This is a genomic window from Nostoc sp., assembly GCF_036916975.1.
Classification (GTDB): Bacteria; Cyanobacteriota; Cyanobacteriia; order Cyanobacteriales; family Nostocaceae; genus Nostoc.
On the sequence record NZ_JBALFF010000034.1, the window covers coordinates 35,095 to 47,709 of the forward strand.

Annotated in this window: 9 protein-coding genes and 2 pseudogenes; 5 read left to right on the forward strand and 6 right to left on the reverse strand. The window is 40.9% G+C overall.

Translation table 11 applies throughout. The features are described from left to right. Positions 1-276: 276 nt before the first annotated feature. Positions 277-1,074 (forward strand): annotated as a pseudogene (locus tag V7K73_RS06995) (RNA-guided endonuclease InsQ/TnpB family protein); the annotation flags it as partial. Positions 1,075-1,420: 346 nt separating this feature from the next. Here V7K73_RS06995 and V7K73_RS07000 read toward each other — a convergent pair. Both V7K73_RS07000 and V7K73_RS07005 read right to left on the reverse strand, forming a co-directional pair. After that, on the reverse strand, positions 1,421-1,708 hold the full coding sequence (locus V7K73_RS07000) for a hypothetical protein (RefSeq protein WP_334878416.1): 288 nt from the start codon (positions 1,706-1,708) through the stop codon (positions 1,421-1,423). A 114-nt stretch (positions 1,709-1,822) separates the two neighbouring features. Next, a complete protein-coding gene (locus tag V7K73_RS07005) occupies positions 1,823-3,550 on the reverse strand; it encodes a S8 family serine peptidase (protein ID WP_334878417.1) in 1,728 nt (575 codons plus the stop codon). 463 nt (positions 3,551-4,013) lie between these two features. On the opposite strand from V7K73_RS07005, the gene V7K73_RS07010 reads away from it, so the two are divergent. After that, a complete protein-coding gene (locus V7K73_RS07010) occupies positions 4,014-5,486 on the forward strand; it encodes a glycoside hydrolase family 13 protein (protein ID WP_334878419.1) in 1,473 nt (490 codons plus the stop codon). A 136-nt stretch (positions 5,487-5,622) separates the two neighbouring features. On the opposite strand, the gene V7K73_RS07015 is transcribed toward V7K73_RS07010, so the two are convergent. From V7K73_RS07015 to V7K73_RS07030, 4 genes and pseudogenes are all read right to left on the reverse strand, one after another. Beyond that, positions 5,623-6,042 (reverse strand): fasciclin domain-containing protein, encoded by a 420-nt coding sequence (locus V7K73_RS07015; RefSeq protein WP_334878420.1) that lies wholly within the window; start codon positions 6,040-6,042, stop codon positions 5,623-5,625. A 268-nt stretch (positions 6,043-6,310) separates the two neighbouring features. Further along, positions 6,311-6,575, reverse strand: a pseudogene (locus tag V7K73_RS07020) (ISAs1 family transposase); the annotation flags it as partial. Between the two features lie 130 nt (positions 6,576-6,705). After that, positions 6,706-8,097, reverse strand: a complete 1,392-nt coding sequence (locus V7K73_RS07025; RefSeq protein WP_334878421.1) for a PAS domain-containing sensor histidine kinase — start codon at positions 8,095-8,097, stop codon at positions 6,706-6,708. 116 nt (positions 8,098-8,213) lie between these two features. After that, positions 8,214-8,573 (reverse strand): PAS domain S-box protein, encoded by a 360-nt coding sequence (locus tag V7K73_RS07030; protein ID WP_334878423.1) that lies wholly within the window; start codon positions 8,571-8,573, stop codon positions 8,214-8,216. A 459-nt stretch (positions 8,574-9,032) separates the two neighbouring features. Between V7K73_RS07030 and V7K73_RS07035 the strand changes: the two genes are divergently transcribed. The 3 genes from V7K73_RS07035 to V7K73_RS07045 all read left to right on the forward strand — a co-directional run. Continuing rightward, on the forward strand, positions 9,033-10,928 hold the full coding sequence (locus V7K73_RS07035; protein WP_334878424.1) for an FAD/NAD(P)-binding protein: 1,896 nt from the start codon (positions 9,033-9,035) through the stop codon (positions 10,926-10,928). Further along, positions 10,915-12,129, forward strand: coding sequence for a YbfB/YjiJ family MFS transporter (locus V7K73_RS07040; protein WP_334878426.1), 1,215 nt, complete (start codon positions 10,915-10,917; stop codon positions 12,127-12,129). The genes V7K73_RS07035 and V7K73_RS07040 overlap by 14 nt, the downstream gene beginning before the upstream one ends. 265 nt (positions 12,130-12,394) lie before the next feature. Continuing rightward, the coding region (locus V7K73_RS07045; RefSeq protein ID WP_334878428.1) for a hypothetical protein at positions 12,395-12,615 on the forward strand (221 nt) is incomplete at its 3' end.

The window sequence follows — 12,615 nt, forward strand, 5'->3', positions numbered from 1 at the left end:
AGTCTCACACTGAAATTGCACCCAATTCAGTGTTGTGATGAATGCGAGTGAGTGAGGAATTGACCAACAGGCGACATTGAACGCAGTTCAATTAAGATCGTTGGTCGATGACGAACGAACTAATTCTTTAGTTGAGTGAATCTATCCAGTCTTCAACTAGAGATGTAATAGTTTTGTCTTTGTTTGCAGCATAAGTTTGCAACACTAACAGTCTTCTTTCGCTAATTCTTAGGCTTAGTCTTTTATTTTTCATCATGGGTGTCTATTGGCTATCCTTACAAGACTTTCACTTATCCACAATTCAAAAAGGAGCATTTTAGCAACGATAAAATAACACTGTCAAAAATAGGCACACTCAAAATAATTGTTCATCGTCCAATACCAGACGGGTTTGATATAAAAACTGTATCTGTCACCAAAAAGGCAGGTGGCTACTATGTTACTTTGAGTTTAGAAGATAAGACAGTTCCAACAATCAAGCCTGATTTTGACGCTAACAATATTATTGGAATTGATGTCGGACTAATAGATTTTATTGTTACTTCCGATGACGACAGGATAGCAGCACCAAGGTTTTTGCGTAAAACTGAACGTAAGCTAAAATCAGCACAACGTCGTGTATCTCGTAGAAAAAAGGGTTCTAACAGACGCAAGAAAGCTATTCAAAAATTGGGTAAGCAACATAAAAAAGTTGGCTTAACTCGCAAAGATTTTCATTTCAAGACTGCTAATGGCTTACTCAAAAAGTATGATGTTATCGCAGTAGAAAAACTGAATATCAAAGGACTAGCTAAGTCACGACTTGCTAAAAGTGTAAACGATGCTGGTTGGGGTCAATTTATTTCAATACTGATAGTCAAAGCCGAAAACGCTGGGCTAAAAGTAGTTGCTATAAATCCAAACGGTACTTCGCAAGAATGTTCTAGCTGTGGGCAAAAGGTCAAAAAACCGTTATCCCAAAGAATGCACAATTGCCCTAACTGCAATATCAGTTTGTGCAGGGATCTAAATGCCTCTATAAACATAAAGGCGCGTGGGACACACGCCCTCAAAGCTCAATCAATGTCTTCATAGAAGAGTCGTTGAGAAGCCCAGACTCACCGTCGATAGGAGTGTGTGGAGTATGTCACCCAAAACCTGATTCACAGTAACAGCAAAAAATTATCCGCAGATTGTAGGGTTAGGCAATGCTGATGAAACACCCTACTTCCCTATATTTAACATTTTTGAGGGGTCTGAGTCCCTCGCTTCTAACAAGCGACAAGTTTTGCGTTGGGGTTAAAATCCCCCGAAGTAATGCGAGTCGGAAACTGTCTCCACAACAGCACTCTTCATTGCAAAACAAAATTTATGAATTACGAATTACGAATTACGTACAGCCCTTTGGGCATGAAAACCGCGGAGCGTGCCGGAGGCTCTATTACGAATTATTTAATCTCCTATTAACCAAACCTAATTGGTGCGATCGCTTCAAATATTTCACCCAAGGTTGCTCTGACAACTGGGAAATGGCATTTGGTGAGAGTGTTGCTGTAAAAATATCTTTGCCACTGCTAACACCACTGACACCAAAACTTTCTAAAACAGCAGTTGCAGCAGAATTTAAAATTGGTTCCGTATGGATGAAAACAGCCAAACTAGTTTCTTGTGAATTTTCAAGCTCATTCAGCGCTGTAGCAAGAGCGGCATCTAGTTTTTGATAATTCATCAGCAACTCCTTACTAAAAAGGGTAGACAGAAATTGTCTACCTTAACTTATCAAATTTATAGGTTTTTCTTGCCTACCCTTGTACAGAAATAATATTCATCTTTCTCAGTCTAATTACAGATTTAAAGTGTTAATCACTCCATAACCCCATTTATCATCAAATGTGCCTGTGGGTTTTCCAGGAATGGTACTATTTTTACGTAGCAAGTCTTTCACCGCAGCCGGATCGAGTTTAGGATCGCGCTGCAATAGCAGTGCCACTAATCCACTAACAAACGGTGTTGCCATACTCGTACCAGCCTGCACCACAAACTTGGAATTAATCATCGATGAGCGGTCAAAATTTGCATCGGCGGAAAGCGTCGAAATAATCATCGCTCCTGGTGCTGCTACATCCGGCTTTTGTCCATTATTCCGTAGAGGCCCTTCACTACTGAATTCCGAAATAGTATGCAATTCTAACCCCATTTCTCGCACTTGGTTATCAATATCTATGTACTTGGTTTTAGTAGTATAAGCGGCAACTGTAATTGCACTGCTGGCGGCTCCTGGCGAACCAATTTTTACTGCATCCTTGACACTTTTACCTGTGAAAAACACTGACGAACTGTCATCTAGTGTCCATACGTCTAAACGTGTGTCAGCTGAGGAAACATTGCGGACTCGCAGTTGCCAAATACCTCCCATGATTGGCGAGGGGTCAATACCGCGTATTTGCACAAAGAAATTATGGTCGCCGTTGGCTTGGTCTGGCGCTGGTGTCGCTAATTGCACCCGTGCATCTGGTAACTGATAATCTTGTGCGGCATTACCCTGAGTAATTATTTTTTGGAAAGGGGTGACAAAACCGTTAGGACTCCGCACAGAAACTTCTAATTCGCCGTCTTTGGAATACCAACCGTTTAACCAAACTATGGGTATTTGATTCAAAGGAACATTAAAGCGTATACCGCGAGTGCGTCCACTGGGTATGGTCGCTTGACCATGAATGTTATAGTTTCCTTCGTTACCCGCCGCACAGCAAACAATTCTTCCAGGGCCAGTTTCGGCATCAATGACCTTTGATAAGGAATCACTACCATCATGGGCATCAGCGTGTCCGCCCAAGCTGAGATTTACCACTGCTGGGCATCCCAATTCTCTAGCAACTCGGAAAATGTAACGCACAGCATCAGCAATGTGGGCATCCTGTAAATCTGACCTGACGATAACCAATTTTGCTTCTGGTGCGATACCGCCATAGCTAGCATCTGCACCGGCGGCAATTCCCGCAACGTGAGTACCATGACCGCCAGTATCCTGAGAAATTGTCAGTTGCGCTCCCGTCAATTGGGCCCCATAGCCGCCCTCTGTGACTCCGGGGCCTGGCAGTGTTTGATCCCAAATGTGTAAAATTCGTCCAGCAAAGGCGGGGTGTTTCGGATCAATGCCACTGTCTATAATGCCGATAATTACTCCTTTACCACTCAATCCGGTTCGGTTCTGGAACTCCGGTAATTTAACTGTTCCCATTGCAGTGTCCATCTTCAAATGAAGTTTGCGTGATGGCTTAATTCGCTGAATTAAATCTTCTTCAGATAAAACATCTAAATTTTCTATCGGTAAGAAAGCCGTTCGCACACTTCCTGAGTTTTGATTGACTTCAATATTATATTGTGATAGATAACTTAAGTCTGCATCATGGTCGCAGTAGATAAAAACGACGCTTTTAGTGGGCTTGACTGGGCTTTTGTGGGCAATGATGCCAAGCGATCGCTTGTGTGTAACTAAAGCTTGATCTCCTTCATTTTGATAGTCTCGAAATGCCAAAAGTAATCCGGGAGAAAGTTTTTCGTGCCTCATTTTTACCTCAAGCTAAATTTATTTACTGCTAACAAAATAGTGATTTGAGAGGGAACAGTCGTTCTATAACGTAGTTTTTTCGCCTTGATTATTTGATGCGACTATTGTTATCTATTTTTTTTCAGAGATAACATCAATTAAGCTTAGGAGGCAGTAACCTTTTCCTAAGACAATAATTGCTAATTCATAACTCATATTCTTCAATTCTGTCTCCCTGATAGTTATTTTTTGTGGCTCGTGAGACAGCTTTGAGCAGCCGTATGTGCGATTTCTGTTAAAAACTCAAATAAATTCTAGTTTCTAGTCAAAATAGTTAAGAATGATAACATTTGCGTATAAAGTAGCAGGATAGAGACTAAATCTCTAATGACTACTGGCAAATGACAGATTCTCTATCATAAGTAAGAGCCATAAAGAAGCTAAGATTTGCAACGATCGCTTCTGAAGCTACAAAAAGTTATCCATGCAAATTCAAACACCAGACTGGGTAAAGCACGCAGTTTTCTACCAAATCTTCCCAGATCGCTTTGCCAGAAGTAAACAGCCGCGCAAACGGTTATTGCAAGAAGCCCGTTGGGAAGATTGGGACTCTATGCCAACACTCCAGGGTTATAAAGGCGGCGACTTATGGGGCATCATCGAGGGTTTAGACTACATCCAGGATTTGGGAATTAACGCGATTTACTTTACACCGATTTTTCAATCCGCCAGCAATCATCGCTATCATACCCACGATTATTATCAAGTTGACCCAATGCTGGGAGGCAACGAAGCTTTTAAGGAATTGCTAGATGCAGCCCATCAACGGAATATCAAAGTTGTTTTGGATGGGGTGTTTAATCATTCCAGCCGTGGTTTTTTCTTCTTCCACGACGTTTTGGAGAATGGCCCTCATTCGCCTTGGGTAAATTGGTTCAAAATAGAAGGCTGGCCGCTTTCACCATACAATGGTGAACTCCCGGCAAACTACGGCGGTTGGGTGGGAAATCGGGCTTTGCCAGAATTTAACCATGATAATCCAGAAGTGCGGGAATACATTATGGAAATTGCCGAATATTGGATAAAATTCGGCATTGATGGTTGGCGATTAGATGTACCATTTGAAATAAAAACTCCTGGATTTTGGCAGGAATTCCGCGATCGCGTCAAGGCAGTCAATCCTGAAGCTTACATTGTCGGCGAAGTCTGGGGAGATTCTCGCGCGTGGTTGGATGGAACCCAATTTGACGGCGTGATGAATTATCTATTTGCTGGGCCGACAATTGCTTTTGCAGCAGGCGATCGCGTAGTCTTAGAACAAGTCCAAAGCCGCGACTATCAACCCTACCCACCCTTATTTGCCACCGAGTACGCCACCAAAATTCAAGAAGTACTGCAACTTTACCCTTGGGAAATTCAGCTAACTCAACTCAATTTGTTAGCAAGTCACGATACAGCCCGATTGATGAGCATTGCAGGCGGTGATATAGGTAGTATAGAATTGTCAACTTTACTGCTACTCACCTTTCCCGGTGCGCCCAGCATTTACTATGGTGATGAAGTTGGTTTACCTGGTGCAATAGATCCAGACTCACGTCGTGGCTTTCCTTTAGAGAGTAACTGGAATCAAGAAATTTTCAACACTCATCGTCAATTAATTGCCCTGCGCCACACATACCCAGCCTTGCGTACAGGTGATTACCAAGTCCTCCATGCTCAAGGACAAATTTATATCTTTGCGCGGACTTTAGGAACAGAGGAATTAATAATTGCCGTCAACGCTGGCACAAGTTCGGCAACAGCCAATGCAGATATCGTCAGTTTACGGACTCAACCCAACAAGCTGTTATATGGTACTGCTGAATTTGAGTGGAATAGTCAAGGAGAAACTCAGCAGTTGTCATTGACTGTTCCCGCACGTAGTGGGTGCATTCTGGCAATGGCGAGTGGGGAGTAGGGAGTGGGGAGATGAGGGGGATGAGGGAGCAGGGGGAGCAGGGGAAGAGTAAAAACTCCTAACTCCTAACTCCTAACTCTTAACTCCCAACTCCTAACTCCTACCTCCTACCTCAGCCCTGTTTTGCCCAATGCCCTTATTTCCCCGCAACCATTGCAGGCATCAACACCGCATCAATAACGTGGATCACGCCATTGTCTGTCAAAATGTCTGTTTTGATGACATTAGCGTTATTTACCTTAAATTTACCGTTGGCAGATTCAATGGCGACAATTGACCCTTCAAGCGTCTGTGCCTCATTAATCTGTACCAAATCATCAGACCTAACATCCCCACTAGCAACATGATATGCGACAATTTTCTGGAGCTTAGGGATATCTTGTAGTAGCGATTCTAAGGTTCCCTCTGGGAGGTTGGCAAAGGCTTCGTCAGTTGGTGCAAATAGCGTGAAAGAACCAGGGCTTTTCAAAATTTCTATGAGATTTGCAGCTTCAGCAGCTTTCACCAGGGTATTGAAGTTTCCCGCGCTGATAGCAGTTTCCACAAGGTCAGCCATAAGGGTGTGTGACTTTAGTCAGATAATATTAAAGTCTATTATGAGGTACACTAGATTAAAATATAAATATTTTTAAATGAAGTCCTACTCTGTCGATCTTCGAGAAAAAATAGTTGCAGCACATCTTCAGAAAAACATCTCAATCAGGAAAGTAGCTAACATATTTTCCGTCTCAAAGAGTTTAGTGCAAAAGCTTGTAAAACAACAAAAAGTTGAAGGAAATTTACAATCCAAGCCGCGAGGAAAGCCACAATTTAGTCATTTAAGAAATGCGGGAAGCATCTTCGGAAAAAGTCACATCCAGCACCCAATGGAGTTGATTTTCAATGCCCCAGCCCCAGTGCAATCGAATGGCTCGACCGATGCGTTGGGCATCACAGGGCAAAGAGGTCAGGTAAAACTGCACCTCCTGGGTGGTTTTGTTCCAAAGGTGAGGTACTAGTCACGATCATCACCACCGTTTGCAGTCCAGCCCACTGCTGCTCTTGGTAGAGTCCACCCATTTGGCTGACTGGAACTGCCCATAGTTTACGGTTTGGTCGTGCTAGGGCATTTGTGGAGTTACTTGCTTCTAAAATAGTTCCTAGCTCCCAACAAAAATCACTACCTCCAAAAATTGAAGAAATTAAAACAAATTCCCTTGTCAATAGGGTTTGAGACGCGCTAATCCTGCTGCTGGACAGGAATTTGAATCACAAATTCCGTCGCCATTCCTGGCATTGAAAAACAGGTTAGCTTACCGCCATGATTTTCGGTAATAATTTTGTAACTGATAGCCATTCCCATTCCTGTTCCCTTACCGACAGGTTTTGTTGTGAAGAATGGATTAAAGATATGTGATTGAATTGCTTCGGGAATTCCAATACCATTGTCTGCAATCGCAACTTCTACCCATTGTGAGTCAATCACAGATGTCCGAATCGTGATTTTGCTGGGGTAATCATTAATTTCTTGATAAGTTCGTTTAGTGTTGATCGCATCAATTGCATTTGCCAGAATATTCATGAAAACTTGGTTAAGTTGTCCAGCATAACACTCTACAAATGGCACGTTACCATAATCTCGGATTACCTTGATTTCTGAATATTGCGATGTGGCTCTCAATTGATGTTGCAGAATTAGCAAGCTGCTATCAATACCTTCATGGATATCAACTGCCTTGATTTCCGCTTCATTCATGCGTGAAAAATTACGAAGTGACATCACAATCTGGGCAATTCGCTCAGTACCCATTTCCATCGAATTCACGAGGTGAGGAAAATCTGCTTGCAAAAATTCCAAGTCTATTTTATTCGCTGCTTTCTTAATTTCCAATACCGGGTTAGGGTAGTGCTTTTGATATAGTTGCACGATATCCAATAGATTAGATACATATTCTTTTACATAAATCAAGTTAGCATAAACAAAGTTAATCGGGTTATTGATTTCATGAGCAATCCCTGCTACTAATTGTCCTAACCCAGACATTTTTTCTGCTTGAATCAATTGAGCTTGGGTATGATGAAGTTCATTGAGTAAGTTTTGCAATTGTGCTGCTTCTAGTTGTAAATGGGCATTAGCTGCTTGCAATTCTTGAGTGCGTTGAGCTACCTGTTGTTCTAAGACTTCGTTAACTTCTTGGAGTCTGCGTTCTGCTTCCCTTTGGTGAGTGACATCTCGTAAAACTAAAACTGAACTCACCGAGTCATCTGTCTGTGTAAGGTTATTGGCGATTTCGACATACGACCAAGCAATTTCTAAAAACAGATATTGACTGGATTTATAATACTCATAACATTGTTTGCCACTTTTTCTGGTTTCTAGAGCGATCGCCACAGGATGAGTGTAACCAAAAACCACTTGTCCATTCAGTAATAAAGGTAATTTTTCTGGTAATGATTTTCCCAGAAGCAACAAGCGAGTCTGTCCAAACAAACGTTCCAGAGCAGCATTACACCACTTAATTCTACCCTGACGATCTGTCCAAACAATACATTCCTCAACACTACTCAGAGCAATTTCCATTTTGCTCAGGGTTGAACGAAGTTGTTTAAGTTGGGAATCTGAGTCAGACATCTGGTAAATTTAATCCTTACGAACCTAAGCTGTTACACATAAAAGTTTGTATATTTACTCATGAGGTTGTCATTTGTCATTCAATGACAAAATGTACAATCTAGACGCGCATCAGCTTAAGATATTGCCAGGGGACGTAATCTTGCAGCAAAAAGCCAGCCTTCCTCTTGCTTCTCTGCAATGATAAAGTGTTCTGATTCAATTTCTCGATGATCTTTGGTAACAGCCGTCAAATTTAAAGGATGATTCAGGACTGTGGCTTGTCCAGTCGCAGAAAACCGCGCAAATCCTAAATTATGGGAGTCCTGAAAAAACGGTGGGAGAATTACCGTCAATGGTTGACCAATGATTTCTTCAGCAGTCCAACCAAAAACATTGACAAAGTGAATGTTTATATCTACCACAATTCCTTCGCTATCAGCGACGATCACAGGTACATCACTTTGCTTCAGTTGCTCAATCGTCAAATTTGACATTGTATTACTTCCTTAAAACTTGTCTAATTAAATTATTCCCAGTCAAGAGGGAAAACTAACGATCCAGGACTTACGCAATTAGCATAATCAATCCTCTCCCAGATCATCCATAGTCAACAGTCTATGGTCAAAATTAGAGTTTCTTGGACTATTTATTGATAGAAAATGTGAATAGTATATGACACTTGCATAAGTCCTATATCTATATCTATAACTTGATAGCTGCAATTATTATATGGGGAAAATACCTAATTTACTATTTTATTATTTCTAGATTTTAAGTGTGCTTACCCTAGTCTAAATTCAAATTTTTAGCAACTATAATATTTAGGACATTGTTTCAAACCTATTACTTTCACGCTCAAGAAAATATTGTTCACAGGTTCCTAACAGTTGCTGCGATCGCGTGCTAATTGTGAGGGGAATTTGGCAATATTTTTTGATTTCCAAAGCAAAATTATGGAAGAATCTTTAAATCAACCAAATAATTTAATAATTGACGTTAGTAAATGGATCGGACCAAAAACTGTTGACATTGCAGTTATTGGTGCAGGTGCAAGAGGTTTGAGCATTCTGGAGCGGATTGTTGCCTTTGCGAGAGCCAAAAAATTTGCACCTGAAATTAACGTAAACATTACTATTTTTGACCCCAATCCTTTTGGTGCAGGTTGTCATTTGTCCGACCAAGCAGAGCATTTATTAGTTAATACTATTGCAAGTCAAATAACTATTTTTGCCGACCACACAGTACAAGGTTCTGGATTAATTTTGCATGGACCTTCTTTTTATGAATGGCTTTGTGACCATACCTCTTCATTACACGACCCCAATAGCTATTATCCCCGAAAGCTATTAGGTGAATACCTAGAATGGAGCTTTCGTTATTTGTGCAGTCTCGCACCAGATACAGTAAATATTAAACCTGTTTCACATCGGGTGATTTCTGCTACTCCCTCCCTCAAAACATGGTATATTAAGACAGAAACTGGTGAAACATCCTACCAAAATTATGTTTTTTTAACTACGGGGCATGAACATGAAATCTTAAGAAAAGATGCCGCAAACTCTCGTCTATTCTCTGCTTATCCTCTCCACATATCTACATCAGGTATTGAATCTCATGAAACCGTAGCACTAGAAGGAATGGGATTATCAACATGCGATGTTTTATCTATGCTTACCATCGGTCGGGGAGGAAAATTCAGCCGCAATCAACAAGGAGTTCTTTGCTATCAACCATCACAAACAGAACCAAAAATCATCGCCTTTTCTCGTTCGGGATTACCACTATCTGCAAGAGCCAGTAATCAAAAAGAAGTCCGAGAACAATATAAAGCTAATTTTTTGACACGACAAGCAATTAATGAATTAAAAAATAAATATCAAAAATTAGATTTTGCCAAGCAGATTCTCCCATTATTATTAAATGATATGGAGTTTGTTTATAGCAAAACTTATATCCAAAAATATCATAGCTACATAGCAGCTAATATATTTGCTAATGCCTATTTAACTGTTCCAGCCAATGAACGTAAATCTTTGATTTTTGATTATATTCCCCCACAACATCAGTTTTATTGGGACAATCTGGCAAATCCCATCCCATTAACGGCTTTAGAATCAAAAGCTCAATTTAAACAATGGCTCAATAATTATTTATATACAGATGTTGTCAATGCCAATGAAGGTAATGTATTAAATCCTTTAAAAGCTGCCTGTGATATTTTAAGGGATGTTAGGGACAATCTCAGATATGCTATTGATTTTGCTGGGCTGACAGAAAGCAGCCATCGCTGGCTGATGACCGCATTTATACCGACGATGAATCGTTTAGCAGTAGGTCCACCAAAAATCAGAATAGAGGAAATGTTGGCATTACAAAAAGCCGGCATTTTAAAAATGGATCTTGGTCCTCAACCTGAATGGGAATTTGATAAAACTAGCAATTTATTTGTAATTCAAGGAAAATTTGAAACTCTAGAAGCTGAAGTTTTGATTAGGTCACGCATTGATATACCTAGCCCACAACAAAGCTCAAATCTCTTGCTACAACAGATGATAGCTGACGGTTTTGCTCGCCCATTTTTTAATAATCAATTTCATCCCAACGGTTTAGATATTTCACAGGATTTTAATATGATTAGCAAAGAAAATCATGTTTACAAAAACATTTGGGCACTAGGAACACCTATCGAAGGTCCTAAGTTTTACACCTTTATTTTACCAAGACCTTTTGTTAACTCAACTGCCTTACTTGATGCAGATCGAGTTGTGCAATCCTTGGTAAATCAAATTAACGCTGAATCTGCTCCCATTCAGAATCAGCAACCGGAGAAGGTTTATGACAGCAAATAAACCCAGTTTTTGGCTGGCTGGGTTAGCTGCTACCTTTACAGGTAATGGAATTGGGCGATTTGCATATATTACTTTGATGCCCGCACTGATTCAAGCTAAATGGTTCTCTAAGGAAGAAGCAGCGCAATTAGGTGTAGCTACCTTAATCGGTTATTTGGTCGGACCGATATGCATTCAACGTGTCATCAAAACAATCAGTAATCAGATTTTGATGCGATTTGGGATGGTGTTATGTTCTGTGAGTTACCTTGCTTGTTCATTTCCTCACATGAGTTTTCTCTGGTTCTATAGTTGGAGATTTTTGGCGGGTTTTGGTGGTGCAATTTTGATGGTTTTAGCTGCACCAATGATTTTACCGCACGTCCCCGCCCCTCAATGGGGACGTGTTGCTGGTGTGATTTTTTCAGGTATTGGACTCGGTGCGGCTTTAGCTGGCTGGCTGATTCCGGAGCTAGTGAATATTCACATTATTTTTGCTTGGTTGGCAATGGGAATCACTTGTGGTGTGTTAACTCTCATCACATGGAAGACTTGGGGAGATATTGCTGTTGCATCCACTCCTGTAAATCATACAGCGATGCCTGCGGCGGGCTACGCCTACGCAGATGGAGGAATCAGCTTTTGGCGCAATCAGAGTATGTGGTATTTATTGATAGCTTACGCATTTAACGCCATTGGTTTTTTGCCCCACACCTTATTTTGGGTGGACTTTATGGTGCGAGAGTTAGGATTTTCTTTGGCGGTGGGTGGTTTATCTTGGTCATTATTTGGCATTGGTGCAGCTCTTGGCCCCTTATTAACTGGTATAATAGGCGATGGCTGTGGATTCCGACGCTGTTTATTAGTCTGTTTTACCTTGAAAGCATTAGGTGTAGCTTTACCTTTAGTAACAACAAATTTGTGGGTGTTACATTTTTCGGCATTCTTGGTAGGAATGTTCACACCAGGAATTGTGACTTTAATCTCAATGTACGCTCTAGAACTAGTTGGAGCCAAGCAACATCGCGGTGCATGGAGTGCTATGACATTTTCATTTGCCCTCACTCAAGCCTCTGGTGGATTCTGCATGACGCTGTTAATTAGTCATACCGATTCTTATTTACCTTTATATGCCATCAGTGCTACAGCTCTAGTGATGGCAATTTTCTGCATTATGGCTACTCATCCTCAGCCTTCTCCACAGCTAACCCAGAATACATGAAGCTTTACCTTAACAAAATGCTGCGCTATGACTGTACGTTCGCTCATTTTTGAAGGCAAGAGGAATCAGCAATTCTCCTTACGAGAATGATTGTCAATATTTGAAGTGTAAAACTAACTGATGGAACCTGGAAACTGTTGAAAATATTACTAAATAATGAATTGAAAGTATGTGTAGCTATTTAAAATAAAATATATGTATAATAATTTACATAACTTACGCAACTGGCACAGCGCGATCGCATTATGGTAGTCCGTTATTTGCGATGCATGTCCAAAAAGCTTACTGTAACTCAAAATCGGAATTCCCCAAATTAGATAGAACCAATTCCCCGAAAACTAGACAATTCAGTATTTACAAGGGTTTTAGGACGACCAGAATCTATTTTGCTTCAGGACTTACGCAACTGTCACAAGCAATGGCGCGGTTACACCGCGCCGTGCGCCTAAACAACTACGCGATAAACATAGGAACAGCCGGACGTTT

Excerpts from the sequence above, each read along its gene's own strand:
- V7K73_RS07035 (WP_334878424.1), top strand. The coding sequence starts at position 9,033 with ATGGAAGAATCTTTAAATCAACCAAATAATTTAATAATTGACGTTAGT.
- V7K73_RS07005 (WP_334878417.1), bottom strand. The coding sequence starts at position 3,550 with ATGAGGCACGAAAAACTTTCTCCCGGATTACTTTTGGCATTTCGAGAC.
- V7K73_RS07000 (WP_334878416.1), bottom strand. The coding sequence starts at position 1,708 with ATGAATTATCAAAAACTAGATGCCGCTCTTGCTACAGCGCTGAATGAG.
- V7K73_RS07015 (WP_334878420.1), bottom strand. The coding sequence starts at position 6,042 with ATGGCTGACCTTGTGGAAACTGCTATCAGCGCGGGAAACTTCAATACC.
- V7K73_RS07025 (WP_334878421.1), bottom strand. The coding sequence starts at position 8,097 with ATGTCTGACTCAGATTCCCAACTTAAACAACTTCGTTCAACCCTGAGC.
- V7K73_RS07030 (WP_334878423.1), bottom strand. The coding sequence starts at position 8,573 with ATGTCAAATTTGACGATTGAGCAACTGAAGCAAAGTGATGTACCTGTG.
- V7K73_RS07040 (WP_334878426.1), top strand. The coding sequence starts at position 10,915 with ATGACAGCAAATAAACCCAGTTTTTGGCTGGCTGGGTTAGCTGCTACC.
- V7K73_RS07010 (WP_334878419.1), top strand. The coding sequence starts at position 4,014 with ATGCAAATTCAAACACCAGACTGGGTAAAGCACGCAGTTTTCTACCAA.